The sequence below is a fragment of the Rahnella contaminans genome (assembly GCF_011065485.1).
GTDB classification, from domain to species: Bacteria; Pseudomonadota; Gammaproteobacteria; order Enterobacterales; family Enterobacteriaceae; genus Rahnella; species Rahnella contaminans.
Map to the genome: position 1 here is coordinate 268,168 of NZ_JAADJS010000003.1, position 18,883 is coordinate 287,050.

The 18,883-nt window shown below is 49.5% G+C and carries 19 protein-coding genes and 1 pseudogene; 10 read left to right on the forward strand and 10 right to left on the reverse strand.

Translation table 11 applies throughout. From position 1 onward, the window contains the following. The first annotated feature begins 83 nt into the window (after positions 1 to 83). Both GW579_RS15925 and GW579_RS15930 read left to right on the forward strand, forming a co-directional pair. Positions 84 to 1,814 carry a tannase/feruloyl esterase family alpha/beta hydrolase gene (locus tag GW579_RS15925; RefSeq protein ID WP_235937402.1) on the forward strand — a complete coding sequence of 577 codons (1,731 nt, stop codon included), beginning with the start codon at positions 84 to 86 and terminating at the stop codon, positions 1,812 to 1,814. 107 nt (positions 1,815 to 1,921) lie between these two features. After that, positions 1,922 to 2,467, forward strand: coding sequence for a PadR family transcriptional regulator (locus GW579_RS15930; protein WP_152326616.1), 546 nt, complete (start codon positions 1,922 to 1,924; stop codon positions 2,465 to 2,467). A 63-nt stretch (positions 2,468 to 2,530) separates the two neighbouring features. Here the strand turns inward: GW579_RS15930 and GW579_RS15935 are convergent, their stop codons facing one another. From GW579_RS15935 to GW579_RS15945, 3 genes are all read right to left on the reverse strand, one after another. Next, positions 2,531 to 3,883: a glycoside hydrolase family 10-like protein gene (locus GW579_RS15935; protein WP_165060089.1), complete on the reverse strand. Its 1,353-nt coding sequence runs from the start codon at positions 3,881 to 3,883 to the stop codon at positions 2,531 to 2,533. 104 nt (positions 3,884 to 3,987) lie between these two features. Then, complete coding sequence (gene map / locus GW579_RS15940; RefSeq protein WP_420821546.1) at positions 3,988 to 4,788, reverse strand: type I methionyl aminopeptidase; 801 nt, start codon at positions 4,786 to 4,788, stop codon at positions 3,988 to 3,990. Next, on the reverse strand, positions 4,781 to 5,035 hold the full coding sequence (locus tag GW579_RS15945) for a ParD-like family protein (RefSeq protein WP_104925134.1): 255 nt from the start codon (positions 5,033 to 5,035) through the stop codon (positions 4,781 to 4,783). The genes map and GW579_RS15945 overlap by 8 nt, the downstream gene beginning before the upstream one ends. Before the next feature lie 159 nt (positions 5,036 to 5,194). On the opposite strand from GW579_RS15945, the gene GW579_RS15950 reads away from it, so the two are divergent. Beyond that, the gene (locus tag GW579_RS15950; RefSeq protein ID WP_152326614.1) at positions 5,195 to 5,584 is read left to right on the forward strand and encodes a hypothetical protein; all 390 of its coding nucleotides are present in this window, start codon (positions 5,195 to 5,197) and stop codon (positions 5,582 to 5,584) included. A 142-nt stretch (positions 5,585 to 5,726) separates the two neighbouring features. Here GW579_RS15950 and ampC read toward each other — a convergent pair whose 3' ends face one another. Continuing rightward, positions 5,727 to 6,812 (reverse strand): class C beta-lactamase, encoded by a 1,086-nt coding sequence (ampC, locus tag GW579_RS15955; protein WP_152326613.1) that lies wholly within the window; start codon positions 6,810 to 6,812, stop codon positions 5,727 to 5,729. A 164-nt stretch (positions 6,813 to 6,976) separates the two neighbouring features. Here ampC and ampR point away from each other — a divergent pair, with 164 nt between their 5' ends. Further along, the gene (ampR, locus tag GW579_RS15960) at positions 6,977 to 7,855 is read left to right on the forward strand and encodes a LysR family transcriptional regulator AmpR (protein WP_165060091.1); all 879 of its coding nucleotides are present in this window, start codon (positions 6,977 to 6,979) and stop codon (positions 7,853 to 7,855) included. A 232-nt stretch (positions 7,856 to 8,087) separates the two neighbouring features. Beyond that, positions 8,088 to 8,465 carry a hypothetical protein gene (locus GW579_RS15965; protein WP_165060094.1) on the forward strand — a complete coding sequence of 126 codons (378 nt, stop codon included), beginning with the start codon at positions 8,088 to 8,090 and terminating at the stop codon, positions 8,463 to 8,465. Between the two features lie 141 nt (positions 8,466 to 8,606). On the opposite strand, the gene GW579_RS15970 is transcribed toward GW579_RS15965, so the two are convergent. After that, entirely contained in the window at positions 8,607 to 9,089 is a 483-nt protein-coding gene (locus GW579_RS15970) for a glutathione peroxidase (protein WP_165060097.1), read from the reverse strand. Positions 9,090 to 9,290: 201 nt separating this feature from the next. Then, on the reverse strand, positions 9,291 to 9,785 hold the full coding sequence (locus tag GW579_RS15975; protein ID WP_152326609.1) for a 2-thiouracil desulfurase family protein: 495 nt from the start codon (positions 9,783 to 9,785) through the stop codon (positions 9,291 to 9,293). Positions 9,786 to 10,016: 231 nt separating this feature from the next. Between GW579_RS15975 and GW579_RS15980 the strand changes: the two genes are divergently transcribed. Together GW579_RS15980 and GW579_RS15985 are read left to right on the forward strand one after the other, a co-directional pair. After that, the gene (locus tag GW579_RS15980) at positions 10,017 to 11,123 is read left to right on the forward strand and encodes an ABC transporter substrate-binding protein (RefSeq protein ID WP_165060099.1); all 1,107 of its coding nucleotides are present in this window, start codon (positions 10,017 to 10,019) and stop codon (positions 11,121 to 11,123) included. Between the two features lie 480 nt (positions 11,124 to 11,603). Then, positions 11,604 to 12,530, forward strand: coding sequence for a hypothetical protein (locus tag GW579_RS15985; RefSeq protein WP_165060102.1), 927 nt, complete (start codon positions 11,604 to 11,606; stop codon positions 12,528 to 12,530). A 199-nt stretch (positions 12,531 to 12,729) separates the two neighbouring features. Here GW579_RS15985 and GW579_RS15990 read toward each other — a convergent pair. Then, positions 12,730 to 13,201, reverse strand: a pseudogene (locus tag GW579_RS15990) (GNAT family N-acetyltransferase). A 289-nt stretch (positions 13,202 to 13,490) separates the two neighbouring features. Here GW579_RS15990 and GW579_RS15995 point away from each other — a divergent pair. Further along, entirely contained in the window at positions 13,491 to 13,802 is a 312-nt protein-coding gene (locus tag GW579_RS15995; RefSeq protein WP_165060108.1) for an antibiotic biosynthesis monooxygenase, read from the forward strand. Positions 13,803 to 14,014: 212 nt separating this feature from the next. Here the strand turns inward: GW579_RS15995 and GW579_RS16000 are convergent, their stop codons facing one another. Continuing rightward, complete coding sequence (locus GW579_RS16000) at positions 14,015 to 14,698, reverse strand: O-methyltransferase (RefSeq protein WP_056770766.1); 684 nt, start codon at positions 14,696 to 14,698, stop codon at positions 14,015 to 14,017. A 217-nt stretch (positions 14,699 to 14,915) separates the two neighbouring features. On the opposite strand from GW579_RS16000, the gene GW579_RS16005 reads away from it, so the two are divergent. Next, complete coding sequence (locus GW579_RS16005) at positions 14,916 to 15,368, forward strand: GNAT family N-acetyltransferase (protein WP_165060110.1); 453 nt, start codon at positions 14,916 to 14,918, stop codon at positions 15,366 to 15,368. A 302-nt stretch (positions 15,369 to 15,670) separates the two neighbouring features. Here the strand turns inward: GW579_RS16005 and GW579_RS16010 are convergent, their stop codons facing one another. Then, entirely contained in the window at positions 15,671 to 16,414 is a 744-nt protein-coding gene (locus GW579_RS16010; protein WP_165060113.1) for an LEM-3-like GIY-YIG domain-containing protein, read from the reverse strand. Positions 16,415 to 17,000: 586 nt separating this feature from the next. Then, positions 17,001 to 17,654 carry a DUF421 domain-containing protein gene (locus GW579_RS16015; protein WP_165060563.1) on the reverse strand — a complete coding sequence of 218 codons (654 nt, stop codon included), beginning with the start codon at positions 17,652 to 17,654 and terminating at the stop codon, positions 17,001 to 17,003. 211 nt (positions 17,655 to 17,865) lie between these two features. Here GW579_RS16015 and GW579_RS16020 point away from each other — a divergent pair, with 211 nt between their 5' ends. Next, entirely contained in the window at positions 17,866 to 18,861 is a 996-nt protein-coding gene (locus GW579_RS16020) for a LacI family DNA-binding transcriptional regulator (protein ID WP_165060566.1), read from the forward strand. Positions 18,862 to 18,883: the final 22 nt, after the last annotated feature.

The following is an 18,883-nucleotide window of genomic DNA, read 5'->3' on the forward strand; positions in this document are numbered from 1 at the left end:
CGCCCTGAACGCCATTATTTATTATTTCTGCCATCATTATAATTCTTATGACAAATTCTGAATCTTTATTCAAAGGAATGGTTATGAAATTAAAAAGCCTCAACGGGCGCTGGCGGGCGCTTTGTCTGTTACCTCTGCTGTTAGCCGGATATTCCTCTTTCAGTATCGCTGCTGATCCCGCAGCGCCTGCGCGGGAGGTGGTCAGGCCGGTGATGTCCTGCGCAAAACTTGCCGACGTTTCGCTGACCGACATTGGCGGCGAAGGCAGCCGGATCACGACCGCCAAAGAAATCACCGTGAACGGCGCAGCGGCCTGTGAAGTCGATGGCAATCTGCATCCTGAGATCGGTTTTCAGGTGATCCTGCCGGTTTCATCGTGGCAGCAACGCTATATGCAAATCGGTTGCGGCGGCCTTTGCGGGAATATTCAGCTGCAAATCGGCGCAGCAGCGGGTTGTACGCCCTTAAATACCAACGGTTTTGTTCTGGCCGCCACCGACATGGGCCATTCCATGAAGGAAGGTGACTTTGGTAAAGATCCTCAGAAACGCGTGGATTTCGCCTACCGCAGCCAGCATCTGACGGCGGAAGTGTCGAAAAAGCTGATCACGGCTTTCTATGGCCGCGCGCCTGCATATTCCTATTTTAACGGCTGCTCGGACGGTGGCCGTGAAGCCCTGATGGAAGCGCAGCGCTTCCCGCATGATTTCAACGGGATTATTGCCGGTGCCGCCGCGATGAATTTCCAGTCGCAGAATGCGGTTTATCACGCCTGGCAGGCGCTTTCCAATACCGGGCCTGACGGCAAACCGGTGCTGCTGGCCGCGCGTTTGCCGCTGATCCACAACGCCGTGCTCAAACAATGCGACGCGCGGGATGGTCAGACCGATGGCCTGATTGCCGACCCGCAAAGTTGCCATTTCGACACCTCGGTTCTGGCGTGTAAAACCGATCCGGCCACGCCGCAGGGATCGTGTTTATCCACCGCAGAACTGACGGCGCTGAACCGGTTGTATGCGGGGCCTGTAGATCCGAAAACCGGCAAAAAACTGATTGTCGGCGGCCCGATGCCGGGTTCAGAACTGGCGTGGGAAGGTGTCTTTGTGCCGGAAAAAGCCAGCGACCCGATTTTCAGCCAGATGATCGCGCTGTCGTCGCTTAAATACATGAATTACGAGAAAAATCCGCCAGCGGATTTTACGTTAAAAGACGTGAAGTTCACCGAAGCGGCGTTTGACGAACTGCGCAAAATGCATCCGCTTTATGACGCGACCAACCCGGATCTGACGGCGTTTAAAGCCGCCGGTGGCAAGCTGATTATCTGGCACGGCTGGGCGGATCAGCACATTTCACCGCTCAATTCCGTGGCTTATCATCAGGCCGTCGGCAACGTCATGGGGGCGGCGAGCCGCGATCAGTTTGAGCGTCTATATCTGCTGCCGGGCGTGCATCACTGCTCCGGCGGTGAAGGCCCGAGCCTGGTGGATTTCCTCACACCTATGATGAACTGGGTGGAAAAGGGCACTGCGCCGGATAACATCACCACGTATCAGGCGGCAAAAGAGCAGAAAACGTCGTTCGGGCAACCGCTGCCGGAACGCGGTAAAAAGCCAGCAACTGAAATCCGTCTGGAGAAAATCCCGGCAGATGCCGCTTCTCGCCCGGTTTTCCCGTACCCGGATTACGCAGTGTACAGCGGCAAAGGCGATGTGAATTCTGCCGCCAGCTATGTGCGCAAACCGCTGGCGACGCAGCCTGCGGCTTATCACTGGCTGGGCGAAGATTTCTATAAGCCTTTTACTTTCATGAACTAATGCCATCATAAAAACGCTCCCCTTCGCACGTGAAGGGGAGATTGTGGTCGGGGGCTTAACCCGTTATCTTTAGGGGATATCTTTACGCAATTTTAACCATGGTTCTGATGAAAAATAATCCTCTGGGCAACGACCGTCCTCCCGCCGGATCCGGCAACAAAGCAAACTGTATTGCTGCGAAAAAACACCGTCGTGAAAGAATGTTCGAAACCGGTGATATCCGCCTATTAATGCTGCATTTTCTGCAACAGCGTTCCGCCCACGGTTATGAACTGATCAAAGCCATCGAAGAGCTATCCAAAGGGGAATACACCCCGAGCGCCAGTATTATTTATCCGAACCTGACTTTTCTGGAAGATCAGGGACTGGTTCTGGCGAATCAGGAAGAAGGCGGGAAGAAGCAATATACGATCACCGCAGAAGGCGTGACATTGCTGAACCAGCAGGATGAATTACTGGCGACGGTGACTGAGAGGCTGCATTCGCTGGCGATCCTGTCAAATAACCGCAGCATTCCGGAAATGCAAAGGGCGATAAATAATATCCGTTCAGCGCTGAATTTAAGGCTGGCGAAAGGGCCGATCGAACAGGAAACGCTGTATAAAATCACCGATGCGTTAGATCGCGCAACCAAAGAAATTGAGCGCAGTTAAGGTTGAAAACGAAAAGCCCCCGGCGTCATTGCAGGGGGCTTTTTTTGTTTTATCCGCGCTGGCTTAATGGCCCCAGCGGCTTTTCAGGTAACGCACGGCTTCCTGCGTTTGCGGCTGGTTCAGGTAATTTTCCCGAAACAGAATGGTGCCGCTGATGCCCGGTAACGATTCGTTCATATCGAGCTGTTTCTTCAGCTCCGGTACGCCACCGCCGGTGGTCCATTCAGGCTCATTCTTAGACGGCTCGCCCACTTTATACAGCGCAATACCGATATACAGGCGCGTGTTGTTCGGTTTCACGACATCCGCCCACCATTTCGCCAGCACGTCATACCGCGCCGCCTTGCGGGAGAACGGCCAGTAAAGCTGCGGCGCAATGTAATCGAGCAAACCCTGTTTCACCCAGAGACGCGTATCGGCATAGGCTTCGTCATACGCCGCCGCGCCGCGTGTGTCGGAACCGGCAGGGTCGAACGACAGATTACGCCAGACACCGGCAGGGCTGACGCCGAATTCAACGCCCGGTTTCAGCTGGCGGACGGTGCGGGACACCTGTTCGATCAGCATCTGCGTATTGTGGCGACGCCAGTCCGCTTTTGAGCTGAATCCCTGACCGTATTTTCTGAACGTCATGCTGTCATCGAGCGCCGAGCCAGGGGTTTCGGCATAGAAATAGTCATCAAACTGCACGCCGTCGACCGGATAACGCGTAACGACTTCGGCCACGATGCTGGTGATCCAGTCACGCGCTTCAGGAATGCCGGGGTCAAGCACCAGACGATCGCCTGCGGTGCGGATCCAGTCGCGGTGCAGCACATAAACGCTCGCCGGACTGAGTGACAATGTACGATTCAGCTCGGCAATCGTTGAAGGTTTGGTATTCACCGAAACGCGGTACGGGTTGAACCACGCATGCACTTTCATGCCGCGCTTGTGCGCTTCATCAAGCATAAATTTCAGCGGGTCATAACCCGGGTCTTCGCCAATCGTGCCGGTCAGCATATCGGACCAAGGCAAAATTTTGGATTGCCACAGCGCGGTGCCGTCCGGTTTAACCTGGAAGAATACGGTATTGATGCCGAGCGATTTCAGATTATCGAGCTTGTCGGTGAGGGACTTTTTCTGCTGACTGATACGCTGTGCGGGGCTGCTGACATTCACCGAAGACACCGGTGGCCAGTCGAGACGGGAAACCGTCGCCAGCCAGACGCCGCGCACCGGTTCTTTATTCTGCTCACCTTTAGGCGCAAGAGGTTGCTTTGCGACCGGCGGCAGCGGCGTGACCAGTGATTTCGGCGGCGCGGATGAACAACTCGCCAGTAACAGCGCCAAGGCAATAAGAACGCCTGACTTTTTAGCCGGAGTTGCGAAGGGCAAAACAGGGGAAGAAGCGATGATAAACTCCGGGACTTTCATGTTGTTTTTCGAATGAAAACATTTTCGTAGTATTCGAATTAAAGTCAACCAGTCAGGCGCTTATCATCGCATCGGGCATGATCCGGATGCGGTAAAAATTCCGCTTATTCGTGCTCAGGCCACGGCGTCAGGATTTCGTAGCCATCTTTGGTCACGGCTACCATGTGTTCCCACTGTGCGGACAACGAGTGATCTTTGGTGACCACCGTCCAGCCGTCGGGCAGCACTTTATTCTGCTTTTTACCGGCGTTCAGCATCGGTTCGATAGTGAACAGCATGCCTTCCTGCAAAACCAGACCGCGGTTTTTTTCGCCATAATGCAGCACCTGCGGGTCTTCGTGATAACCCATGCCAATGCCGTGGCCGCAATACTCTTCCACGATGGAAAAACCTTCGCGTTTCGCGACGGCGGCAATGGCATAACCGACGTCACCCAGCGTTGCGCCGGGGCGGACGGCTTCAATGCCGGCCATCATGGCTTCATACGTGGTATCCGTCAGACGGCGGGCAAGAATGCCCGGCTCACCGGCGTAATACATGCGGCTGGTGTCACCGTACCAGCCGTCTTTGATCAGCGCGACGTCGATGTTAACGATATCGCCTTTCTTCAGTGCTTTGTCGGACGGAATGCCGTGGCAAATCACATGATTGACGGAGGTACAGGTCGTTTTCTGATAACCGTGATAGCCGATATTGGCCGGGATCGCCTGCAATTCGTTGACGATGAAATCGTGGCAGATGCGGTCCAGTTCATTGGTCGTGACGCCGGGCACAACGTAAGGCGTGATCATATGCAAAACCCGTGCGGCCAGTTTGCCTGCGATGCGGGCTTTGCTGATCCCTTCCGGCGTTTTGATCATCCGGTTATTGTTAACAAAATACGCGCTGTCTAAACCACTATTCATTACTTGCCTTCCTGTGTGTGCCGCCCACGTTTAACAGCGTACGGAAACTGTCGGTGTTCTCATCGGATTCCATGCTGCAACGCACCAGCAGCCGGGAGATTTCGCTGTGAGTCATGTCCGGATGGGTTTCCATTAACATGCCAATTTTCATCCAGTGTTCGGCCTGCGCGTTGATCGAACGCGTATAAGCCAGGCTGGCGATGCGTAAGTTTTCATGCATCAGTTCTGAAATCTTGATGATGCCCATAAGTGTGCCTCAGTAGTATACGAAACATATATGTTTTATATACTAACCGGAAAAAAGCCGCAGCTCAACCTGTGCCGCTCATGACACCTTTCCGGCGTTGACGTATATTGTGGCCAGTTTTCAATTTCTTATCGTATAAAACACATCTATAAGGTTCACATGAAATCTACAAGTAAGTTACTTATTGGGCTTGTCTGTGTCATGGCACTTTCCGGTTGCGCGCGTACCGAGCCGGTATTAACGCCGCACACCACGCTGACCACGCATAATTCAGAAAATCAGATCCGCACGGCGATTATCGACGCCGGGCAAAAACGCGGCTGGATAATGACGGATGGCGCGCCGGGCGTGATTAACGGCCACCTGAATAACCGTGAACACAAAGCGGATATCCGCATCACCTATAACACCACCGGTTACACCATTAATTATGTGGGCAGCACCAACCTGCTGGCAGAGAAAGGTGAAATTCACCGCAGCTACAACCATTGGGTGAACAACCTCGATAACGATATTCAGATCCGCCTGGCGTCCAGCGCGACGAAATAAGCTGTGGCCGGGGCACGTCGTTATTCATGACTGACTGTCAGCGAAAAGGCCTCCGTTGAGAAACGGAGGTTTTTTTTATTTCAGACAGGTACCTGTTTGTTACGGGGTTTCATACAGGAGTGCCGCATCGGTTTATTGCTGATTACTGCAATGCCTTTAAAATTTGCATCGCAGCTTTTACCCGCTCAGTGTTGGGGTAATTTTTATTCGCCAGCATAACGATGCCTGCCTGTTTTTCAGGAATAAAAGCCACATAGGCACCAAATCCGCCCGTCGCTCCGGTTTTGTGAACCCATGATGCATTTACACGCGGATGCGACTGCGCACTCCGTACCTGTTGCGGGCCCAGCGCGATCTGGTTATCTGCGCCGTTTACTGCCAGCTCAGCCTGAGCTGGCCAGTCAAGCATTTCCCAGCCCAGCCCCTGATAGAGTGCGTCGGTGCGATAAAAACGCGTTTGTGCCAGATCCAAAGCTTGCCGTAACGTCTTATCTGCCACGTCCTGCGGATCCATATTTGCCTGCATCCAGCGCGACATATCTTTTATCGAAGATTTCACCCCATAGGCTTCTGCATCCAGCATACCCGGCGATACACGAACGGGCTTACCCTCACGGTAACCCCAGGCGTAAGCGCTTTTGGCAGAATCCGGCACAGTAATGAAGGTGTGGCTGAGCTTTAAAGGCGTAAATACGCGTTGTTGCATGGCTTGCTCAAAGGAAAGTCCGGTAGGTTTGACCGCTAAAAAGCCAAAAAGACCGATACTGCTGTTCGCATACTGACGCGCGGTTCCGGGTGACCATTGGGGTTGCCACTGCTGATAGAAGTGTACCAATGCCTTCTCATCTGTGACGGCATCCGGGACCTGCAACGGCAGGCCACCTGCGGTGTAAGTCGCCAGCTGAAGCAGCGTGATGTCGTGCCACTGCGGTGTGTTAAGTGCGTGCCAGTATTTGCTGGCCGGATCCGTAAGCGCAATCTCGCCTTTCGTCACGGCGACGCCACCCAAAACACCCGTGAAGGTTTTACTCACTGAGCCCAGTTCAAAGAGGGTGTCTTCTGTGACCGGACGCTTTTGTGCTTCATCAGCCATGCCCCAGGTAAAGTAGTAGGGCTTTCCTTTAACCACCACCGCGACCGCCATTCCGGGAATGCCTTGCTGCTGCATCAGAGGCTTTATCGCCTGGCTCACGGTAGTTTCCACATCCGGGGCGGCTGCGTTACTCATTGAGCACACAGAGGCCAATACCGTCGCTATCAACGTTTTAGAAATTAACTTCACTGTTTTTAACCTTATGGTTTGTTGTCCCACCTGAATTTTGCCCAGTTTGACAGATTGCAACAAACTGTTAATTTTAGGGGCTGGTAAAAGAAAAACTTACAGGTGAAATCGTGGTTCGCCCTTACATCCCTTTAAATGCCCTGAGATCATTCGAAGCCGCCGCCCGCCATCTAAGCTTTACTAATGCGGCCTCAGAGCTGCATGTCACTCATGCGGCGGTCAGCCAACAGGTGAAATCACTGGAACAGCAGCTGGGCTGCCCGTTGTTTGTGCGTGTTTCACGCGGACTGATGCTGACCCCGGAAGGCGAAAGTCTGCTGCCGGTATTAAATGATTCTTTCGATCGTATTGCTGATACGTTGGATCGTTTCTGGGCAGGGCAAGTACGGGAAAAACTTAAAGTGGGTGTGGTAGGAAGCTTTGCCATCGGCTTGTTGTTGCCGCGAATGGATAATTTCAACCACCATCACCCGCACATTGAACTGCAACTTTCCACCCACAATAATCGCGTTGATCCTGCTGCGGAAGGTCACGATTACACCATTCGCTTCGGTAGCGGTGCCTGGCATGGCACAGAGGCACAGTTTATTTGCGATGCCCCCCTGTCGCCGCTGTGTATTCCCGCGATTGCGCGCCAGTTGCAGCATCCTGCCGATGTGCATAAATTTACCCTGTTACGCTCTTTTCGCCGTGATGAATGGAGCCACTGGTTGCAAAGCATTAATGAACATCCACCTTCTCCCGCGCAACCTGTGATGATATTTGACTCATCACTGACCATGATCGAAGCCGCGCTGATGGGGACAGGCATTGCGCTCGCCCCCTGTAAGATTTTCAATCACCTTTTACAAACGGAAAAACTCATCCGCCCATTTGCCGCTGAAATGAACCTCGGAGGCTACTGGCTGACACGGTTACAAACGCGCGCCGAAAGTCCCGCTATGAAGGCATTCTCCAGCTGGTTAAGTGCGCAATTTAGTGCGGAATGAAATAGGAGAGTTGTGTCAGGGTGTTATTGTTGAGCACTAGAAGAAGAAGGTCGAAAAAGAAGCCTTACATTTAATTGTTTCAGTTTCCGGAGGGGTTAAAATCATTGCCTGTGATAATCACCCGCAGAGTTTATTCAGGTTTTGAGCGGAGAGTTTTGAGTTTTACTCCTCAATCTGTTTATTGCAATATCTGATAATATTGCTCAAAGGTATAAACCTAAAGGGTCGCCTGATGCAGAGAACAAACCATAAAAAGATATTTATCCTTATATTTTTCTTACTCTTCGCTCAATTACTGAGCGGGTGCGTACTGACCCGGGTTTCTGAAAAATCGCATGCCAGAGAAGTCGGGAACCTGAATCTTATCGGAATGAGCATGGATGCGGCGAAAGAAAAATTAAGTAAAGAAGGGTTTGATTGCAGCGACTATCCTGAGACCAATAGGGTGCAAACCGAATCCGGCCCACGCACTTTAATACAGCTTGATTGTAGCAAACGAAGCTTAGAACTGATTTGTCCGCAAATACGCTATGCGGTACTCAATGTCGACCCCCAAAGCTTCAAAGTGGTATTGGTGGGAAAACGCATAACTGAACAAGCCTGTTTTTGATGATTAAATCCAGAGGTAATTAGCGAGTAAAAGACGGGGCTGCTTGCAAAAGGGAAAATATCTCACGTTAAGCCTTTTTTTAAGCAGACATCAGTTTTCCGGAATATCTCTAAATATGGACGGTTTGAATGACGGGAACACTTAGATTTCAAGTGCAGCAAGAATGAGGGGTTCCATTCTCTCTGGGGAGGTGAACGGGGCAAAACGTTTGAGCGGTTTGCCGTCGCGACCGATCAGGAACTTAGTAAAGTTCCACTTGATCCGTCCACCCGGCATGCCGGGTAATTGGTCTTTCAGGTAACGAAATACCGGGTGCGTATTTGCACCGTTGACTTCTACTTTCTCAAATATCGGGAAGCTCACACCATAGTTGATGTGGCAGGTCTGCGCGATTTCGTCGGCACCACCGGGTTCCTGATTACCGAACTGGTTGCAGGGGAAGCCAAGCACCACCAGACCTGAGGCGGCAAACTTCTTGTAGAGTGTTTCAAGCCCTGCGTATTGTGGTGTGAAGCCACAATGGCTGGCGGTATTCACCACCAGAACCAGTTTGCCAGCATAGTCGGCCATAGAAATGAGCTGGCCATCCAGGCGGGTGGCGGTAAGTTGATGAAAGGTGGTCATGTCAGTATCCTCAGAGCAGTTTTGCAAAATCGAACCAAAAAAACAACCAACAGGCCACCTTTGACCTGCTCAAGAGCCGTTCATTTGCCGGAAACACCTTACGATCCTTTATTGTGTTGTGGCACAAATTGGCCTGAGAAGGTGTGACGCCATTAATAAACAAAAAACTAATTCCTGTTCATACCTCAATGAAAAATATGTTCAGCGTTCTTTCTCATCAATCCAGGCAATGAGATCGGCCAGCCTCTTCTCAGAAAACACGGCTATCCCGTGTTCCGTGAGTAACGAAGCTGCGACACCCATACCTGACTTACGCTGGCCGCTAAATGAACCGTCATAGATGAATTGGCTACCGCATGTTGGACTACCGTCGGTTAACAGTGCAGCGGTACAACCTGACTCCTGAGCGGTACGTAGTGCCAGCCAGGCGGCAAGCTGATAATGCTCAGTGACGTCCTGCCCCGTAATTTCATGTATTCTGATCTGCGTCTGCATGACGTCTTTGCCATCAGTAGAAACAATCTCCGCCGGAGGACGTGGAATTGGCAATCCGGCGGCCAGTTCAGGGCAATGGATCACAAGACGCTGCTCTTTTTGCCAGCGCTGCAACTGATCGGTCATTTGTGCTTTCTCGCTTCCGTCATAGCGCACTTTGAACCCCATCAGGCAAGCACTTACCAGTATTTTATTCATCATCGTTATCGTCTGTGAGTGCAAATGAATGCCTGGATTATAACACCTTCTCATTTTACACTTTTCAATTTATTGAATTTCAGGAAATGTTATGGGAATAATACGGTGGTAGTGACAGAGCGGGATTTTCAATCTTTTTTGGCAACTTAAGTTAAATTAAAATCTGATAAATCTGTTTTTATAAATATAAATTTTGGCCTCAGATAATAATCACACAATACCTAAGGGAATTAAATGAAGTTACTTCAAGGCTTGCTTTTCATATTGTCCGTTGCAATAACCGGTCAGGCCAGTGCCGCCACCACCACGCTGACGGATGTGCTGGGAAATAAAATAACCTTACAGACGCCGGTGAAAAGGGCGGTATTGGGTTTCTATTTCGAAGATTATATGGCGGTGGGGGGTGAACAGGCGTTTGATCATATTGTCGGCATTTCGCGTGAAGCCTGGCATGGCAAAGTGCCTGCGAACTGGGATATGTATATTAAACACCGTCCTTCCATTGCCGACATTCCGGATATTGGCGAAATCGACCTGCACAATGTGTCGCTGGAAAAGTTAATCAGCCTGAAGCCGGATGTGGTCATTTTGGCCAGCTGGCAGTACGCGGCGCTGAAGTATGAAGTCACGCAACTTCAGAACTTGCATATTCCGGTTGTCGTGCTCGATTACAATGATCAGACGGTAGAAAATCATGTGAAATCTACGGAAATAATCGGGATATTAACCGGCCAGACTGACCGCGCCAATGAGCTGGCCCTGCTTTATAAAAATAACATCACACTGATTGAAGACAGGATCAGACAGGCAAATCTGCCTAAGCCAAAAGTCTACATTGAGTTTGGTAATAAAGGTCCGGCGGAGTATTCCTTCACCTATGGTGAAAATATGTGGGGCGTGATGCTGCGTCTTGCAGGCGGCGAAAATATAGCTGCGCCATTTGTTAAACAGTGGGGCGAAATTAATCCTGAGCAGTTGCTGGTCGCCAGACCGGATGTCATTTTTATTTCCGGCAGGGAAAACAATAAAGTTGATACAGCACTGGAAATGGGCATCGGCGTCAATGAAGCCACAGCAAGAGCTAAACTCAACGGGTTCGCCCACCGTGACGGCTGGGGTTCATTACCGGCGATTCAGAATGGCAAACTCTACGGTGTATATCAGGGGGCATCTCGTACGCTGGTCGATTTCACAATGGTACAGTTCATCGCTAAATCTCTTTATCCAGATTTATTTAAGGATATTGATCCGGTGAAAAACTATCACGATTATTACCAAAAATACCTGCCAGTTATGCCGGTGGGCACCTTTGCGTTATCGGCCAGCGGCGGACAACACTGATTGCTGATCTTTGTCGTTAAAATAAGCCCGGATTATCTCCTAATGCTTATCAGTTAAGCTTTTGACGAAAGCCGTAACGCCGGGCGTTGCGGCTTCTTTTTAGCGCTCTTGGGCAGTTTCTTACCCACTGACTTGTCAGTACAAAACTCTCTGCCATCTCCGGTATCTCTGATCGGCTGCCATAGATTTACACGGAACAATGTTAGTAACGTTCGCTGATGGCACGGAACGGAAATGCTGAAGTGAATCTTCCGCGATGAGCGAGGAGCGGAAGTTTGTACTTTTGCGCGCAAAACCGGGAATGTGTACGTACGGTGCTGCGTCAATAGAGAAAATTGAGTGGATGGTTTCGTCTGCAGGCAGAGGGGAGCTGATCCCGGTAGATGTTTTTCAGTTTGTCTGGTCGAAAATAATTAATACTATAATTTTTAGAAAGTTAAACTAAGCATGATGCATAAGACATGAAGCTAAGGGGCAGACATGACAGCATATTCCAATTCTGATGCGGCAAGGGATTTGCGCTCGGCCTTAGATAAGGCACCCGCTGGCGCTGTGAACGGAGAATGGTTCTTTATCACCGAACAGGCCGGAGTCTCCTCACAAACCGGAGGCTACATGTACGCAGACGGGAGTCATGTTGCAGAGGGTAACCACGCCATTCAGAAGGTCCGGGAGATTGTCGAGAAACTGGAAGCATCACGGGTACAGCCCTTTAATAAGGTCATCGTTCATTGGACAAGGTCTAAAATACCGTTGATACGGGGGCGCGTTACGGTTGAGACACTCTTCGATGAGACAATTGTGCCGCGCGGTCCTCAGGATCCGATTTATGAGGCTGCATCTGTAGCAAGGCGAGCCTTCTGGGAAAGGTATGGCCGCGTCTCAGAGGGTTTTAAGGCTGAGCGAGATGACGCGAACGTACACAACCAGACGAAATGGTTCGGGCCCCATCGCCGGGTGCTCGACATTAAGAACAACACCACATTAACGCTGGTCACTGATGGCCTCTCGACACCCTGGTGCGGCATTGCAGACCCGGAAAATGGCGTAGGATGTGAACTTTTCATGGAGTTCGACGCGTCGAATATTATCAGCCACCAGATTGATGACTGGGCTCATCTCTTGATTAACCTCGGGGATCTCGTTGCCGATGGGTATCAGGTTGCTGCCGACGTAGAAAAATATGGAGCAATCCTGTTTTGTACGCTTACAGATGAATATAACCCAATGACCCGAATCATCCTCAGCCGTGATACCCATAGTATTGATAAATTGCCTTTCGGTTCGGTTCCGCTCATTCGTGTCACGCCGATAGCAGAGTCAGAGATTGAAAATCTGGACCAATCCGATGAATGGGCATCAAGCGCAGCAAGACATGCTCTCGCTGAACGGCAGATAGCAATATAGACACTTATCACGAAGTTCTTTACGCCCTTACGAGGCAGAATGAGTTCAGTCGCCTTCGTTAAAGGAAGAACAGCATCAAATAATTGAACCTTGTTCCGCTATGAGCGAAGAGCGGACGTTAATTTTAAAGCTTTTAAGATCTACCCGCCGTGTTAACTGGGCATATTGATCATTGCGATAAGACAACGAACCACTATCTCTAGAGTTTTACAGACATTTCCATGCAGCGCAGTTCAGCCTGCGCCAGGGCAGATGAATACATACTTTCCCGCAAAAGTTTGAAACCATGCTTCTCATAAAAAAGCTGGGCATTAGGGGTTGAGGACAAAGTCAATTGCTCAAATCCACGTTCACGAGCTTCACTTTTGAAGGCTTCAATAATCTGACTACCTAACCCTTTACCTGTATATTGAGGTAACGTAAATACAGCCTCAACACTGCCTGAAGACAGATCAAGAAAGCCTGTAGCTCCCAGCCTGCCATCAGTGGCATCAACAACGAAAAAAGGATTCGCTACAATGACGTTTCTGTAGCTTTCAGGCATTTTTTTCCGGTGTCCAGGCTGCAATAACCGCATCATCGTAACTATTCTTACATCCGTAACGTATAGCCTGATTTCGAATGTTCCAGCATTCCTCTGCCTCCACAGGCACAGCAAGTCTGATCTTCATAGCTTTTCCTTGTACTTTTATTCTGCGAACCCCTTACATCTACCATAAAAGTTCTAAAGCATACCCATCGAATTTCAGTAAGGCGACAACGCCCGCTCCTGGCACGCAGCGGACATTGCTGACTGAGTTGAAGGTCCGTTGTGAGCGAGAAGCGGACATCCAGATCGGAATAATGGCTGCGCAATTATAAAAATATAACTCGAACTTTGGACCTTATCTTCAGATAGCTCACAATTTAATGCCTCCCAATGGTATGGTTCTGTTTTTGCCGATAAAAGAGGAAAAGCTAATGATTGTAAGAACCTGGCACGGCTGTGTTCCGCTTAAACATGCAGAAGGATTTGCAAAACACCTTGAAAAGACCGGTGTGGAGCACTCAAGGAGCATACCGGGAAATAGAGGCGTATTCGTGCGGAGGGAAAGCTTGGATGACTGGGAGCATTTCTTTCTGGCTACCTACTGGCAGGACTTGCATGCGGTAAAGGCATTTGCCGGAGAAAACTATCACGTGGCGGTAACTTACCCGGACGACAAAGAATTCGAGTTGCTTTCTGACCCCTACGTATTCCAACATTTAGTGGAAGCCCTTTCACCACTTTAGCCTTCCTGGGCCCGCATTTCAGTTGGCCCGATTTTACTTATAAGCGGAAAGTTCAGCTCATGGCACGAAGCAGACAAAGGCAAAACTTAGGGCTGCTTTGAGCGAGGAGCTGAAGCTCTGGGCATAATTCAAGCAGCACAGCTTTTGACAATCCTTTAGAAGTTGTGATTAAGAGCTGGCGGTGAGTTCGTTCTTCTTAGCGAAAAATATAATCACCGGGCTTTAACGATAGCCATGACGAAACCATCCCATCCTTTTTCACCAACAGTCTGTACTGCTGTAGCTTCAAGTCGCTCATCCTCAGAAATCATCTGAACAAACTCTCGCAGACCTTTAACGTTCGGATCATCACTGCTGGAGTCGATTACACCGCCACCGCGCACAGTGTTATCCCCAACGATAACAGTACCTTGTTGCGACAGTTTGATAGCCCATTCAAGATAGTGTGGGTTATTCACTTTATCAGCATCGATAAAAATCAGGTCAAAGGGGGCTTTAAGTGTTGGCAAGACATCAAGTGCTGCCCCAATATGCAACGTAACGCGCTCAGCCAGCCCCGCTTTGTTTATATTCTGGCGAGCAACCTCTGCATGATGCTCGTTGAATTCAATTGTCGTTACGCTTCCATGTGGTGGGAGAGCCCTGGCCATCCATATGGTGCTATAACCCCCAAGCGTGCCTATTTCAAGAACACGGACAGCACGTGACATACGAATGAAAATGGCCAGCATTTTCCCCTGCAAAGCAGATACATCGTGTGCGGGCAATCCTTGATCTATGTTATTAGCGAGAGTGTATTTTAAATCTGAGTCTTCAGGGGCGAGCTTTTCAGAAAACCAGGCGTCTACCTGTGCCCATTTATCAGAATCTCGCGAAGGATAATCAGGAATTCGCATATGAAATCTATTCTCCTTAAAAAAACCATATGAAATTTTAGCAGACATTTGTTACATCGGTTGGTACGCCTACTTTTTCGGAAGGTTAAAATCAGTAACGTCCGGTCCTGGCACGCAGCGGACATTGATGGCATTAGAAGTGTGAGAGTGCCATTGTCATACTGGACACAACCGTAATTCTGTTCAGATTATGCAGATTGAAATCACTGGGAGAATCATGGATATCCAACTCATAAACGTCACCCCGGACAGCCCAGGATTTGCTGAGTTAAAATCGCAGAGCATGGCTGAAGGATTTAACATGTTACGCCGACTGGAAGATAACTGGCTTAGCGGACAGAACCGCTTTGACAGACCCGGAGAAAAACTAATTGGGGCTTCTGTAGATGGATTGATCGTTGGCGTTTGTGGACTCAACGTTGATCCATTTACGCTAAAAACTGGCATCGGACGTCTGCGACATCTCTATGTAGACTCAGTATGGAGAAAAAGGCAGGTTGGCAGCGCCCTGCTCAGGGAGATACTTAAGGATTCTGTCCACTGGTTTGATTTTATCAACACAAACGCTCCTCCATCGGCATTCACCTTCTATGAACGAGCTGGCTTTGTTGCTTTAACTGGCATAGAAAAAGTCACGCACCATCTATGCCTCAGAGACCCAGCGCGTTAATACAGTCACGTCCTGGATAGACCGCATATTCTATCCAGTGAACCACTTTTCAGGAACGCCTGCCTAGATACAGCCCTGACGCAACTAAACCGAACCACTTTCAGGAAAATCAGAGCCATTACAGTTAAATCCGCGCCGCCCTGGACACACTGCGTTTTCTGACCCGGCATGCAGAACGGCGGCTGAAACATCTTCAGGAAATCAAAGGAACTGACTGGCAGCTTTGAGCGAGGAGCGGACGTTGGTAGCCTCGACAACATGACTCGCATTGAGGTGTATCAATCAACGGGAAGCTGGTCAGTTTATTGCGCCAGCCCGACCTTTACGAAAGGGCTACCATGACTACGCGATTTTTTGATTAGCTTGCCTACGTATAATTCTCTGATTTCTGGTGATGCGATTCGTCCAACAAACTCTGAACGGTTGGTTTCAGGGGGGATAACCAGTTCCCGGGTAAAGTACTGCTGAGAGCCTGCCTTTAACCAGCACTGTATCTCGTAAACTTCCATCACCAAACCGCCGTAGGTAGCGTATGCAAATTGTAGGTTTTCATCTTTTGGTACTTTTGCCCAGACGCCACGTGTAGCTTCATATAATGCAAGTGCACTCATGCCAGACTTGTAGGTGCTGTTTAGCAAAAAGGCAAGCCCAGCATGTTCAGGTGCGATCTCAGTCTCTTGCTTAAGAAGGAGATGGTTGAGCTCATCCAGCGTGATTCGCCCCATAAGGGAGCTGCTCCCTCGTACTTTGTTGGTCAGTTCTCCAACACCTAAGAGATCAATACATGTTGCTTCAACAAGCTTCGCGGTTGCCTCATCCATGCCATGGCGTAGTATGTCGATACCCAGATTTCCTGTTTTTAACAGATGATTAATTCGTTCTGATTTCGGAGAGCCATCATTATACTTTATATGATCAAGGCAGCGTTCTGACTTGCCTTTGCCTATATAAAATGGCTTTTTAGCTGCATCTTCAATGTCATAAAATGCATAAACATAGAACTTAGCCATCCCTAACGCTTTTGAGTATTTTGAATAATCTTTCAAACCTTGCTTCCTTAAAGCAAAAGTACTTAATTTTACTATCGGCACTATTCTTCAGACCTTAAGCGCAAAACAATTAGCGCATAGATTGACCTGCGCCCATTGATGAATATGGGCCAAAGTTAGCAACGACTGCTCCTGGCACAAAGCAGGCAAACAAATGACGCTGAAGGTCTGTTGAGAGCGAAGAGCGAAAGCTCGCAGCTGTCCTGCACGCTGATTTCATATTTACTGGCAGTTCTGATGGTTAGTTAACATGGCTCAGAGTAGTGAAGTTTCCCGCAGGTCGGACGATAATCGATAGCAATCATTCCGTTTTAAGCGTCTGCTGGTGCAAATAGAACTGTTGCGCAAAAGATAATCATGTATCACTTATTAAGAAGGGCTTTCATTCACTAAGCTTTCGTCACTATGTAATCATTAGAAACGTTACTGTCTACGATTCATTAATATCTTACTCTTCATGACATGCTCAAGGCAAAAGCAAGCAGCGCAAGGTCCGCTATGTGAAGCGGACCTTAAATCTCATCTGCCAACGTAAAAAAAAGCCGACCTAAGCAGCATCGCTTAAAATTATCCTGGTCAGCCACTACCTGCACACTTTCCCGTCGGACATCACCAGCGTCATTTCTCCCTGCCAGAACTCGGCGAGGAAGATTTCGCTGATCTGCGTCACGCCCAGTGAAGTGATTTTTTCATGCAGCCATTGTTCATCTTTCTGAATAGCGTCCAGCTCTGAGTATCTGATCCTGCCATCTTTAATCAGGATCACCGACGGCATGTCCGCGCCTTCGCAGACCGCGGTGATCTGGCCGCCCGGTTCGATTTGGGCATATTTCAGGTTCTGAAAAGAGTGAATGCCCTGCGCATGCAACTGGGACGCGACGTTCAGGATATCAATCTTGTTTTTTCGTTTTAGTATGTTTTCCATAATAAACTTCCCATCCTTGATAATAGGGATGGGATTACCAATCGCAAATGAACGAAAGATAAAAAATCTCTTGCTGACGGCATTTAGCAAAGATATCAGCATAACGCCGATAATAAGCACGATAATATACTGGTATAGCGGGATAACATCGTTGTAAATGACGCCGCCGATAATTCCACCCAGAACGAAGTTGCCGATAAAATCGACGGGTGTCATCTGAGAGAGCTGTGTTTTTCCTGAGAAATTCAGGTGTGAAATGACGATCAAAAAACCAAGGACGAATTTTGCCAAGACTAAAAGATAATATTCCATTAGGTTAACCCCCTCCACTTATAATTCAGTAATATATCACAACCCATTCAGGTATTCAGTGGTTCAACTGTTCTGGCTGATAGTCGAACAATATCCGGACATGTTTTCAGTTAAATATGTTCTTACCTCTCAATAGAAGGGTTTTTTAAGTGCGCAGCGGCCCTGTTTTTGTGTAGGATCTGCACATAGAAATATTATGAGCTGGAGAATTATGGCTTCTCTGAAAGAAGTGGCCCAACGGGCCTCAGTTTCGCTGATGACGGTGTCGCGCGCCATTAACGAGCCGCAACGACTCAAGCCGGAGACGCTGGCACGGGTGCGGGAAGCTATCGATGCACTTAATTATGTGCCCGATTTCTCCGCGCGAAAAATGCGCGGCAAAAGCAGCAAAATATCCACGCTTGGCGTGCTGGCGCTGGACACGGCAACCACGCCATTCTCCGTCGAGCTTCTTCTGTCTGTTGAACTCACCGCACGCGAATTTGGCTGGAGCAGTTTTCTTGTCAGCATTACCTCGCAGGCCGACAGCGAGCGGGCGGTGAGCCAGCTCCTTTCTCAACGCCCGGATGGCATCATTTACACCACCATGGGGCTGCGTGAAGTGAAAATTCCGCCGCGCCTTATCGGTAAAAATCTTGTACTGGCCAACTGCATCAGCCCTGATCATGAACTTCCGGGTTACATCCCTGACGATTTTGGCGGGCAGTATCAGGCCATGAAATTGCTTTTGCAAAAGGGATACCGGCATCCTTTGTGCTTTTATTTACCGGAATCCATTCCCGCCGGGATCCGCCGTCGCGCTGGTGCAGAGCAGGCCTGGCGCGAAGCCGGAATGCCGGCGGCACAACTTCGCCAGTTCCATATGGAACCCGGTGATGAACATTACCGTGACATTGTGCAGATTCTGGAAAGATTTGCGCCCGACGGCAAACCTGACTTTGACGTGCTGATTTGCGGCAATGACCGCATTGCTTTTCTGGCTTATCAGGTCTTGCTGGCGAAGGGGATTCAGATCCCGCAGCAGGTTGCCGTGCTGGGATACGACAATATGGTCGGTATCGGCGATTTATTTATCCCGCCGCTGACCACCGTTCAGCTGCCTCACCGCGAAATTGGCCGCGAGGCGGTGTTGCATCTGATCGAACAGCGCCCCAATCAGGGATTGATAAAAATCGATTCCCCTGTACTGGAGCGCGAGTCTTTATAACGTCTTTTCTTTCTACAATTTC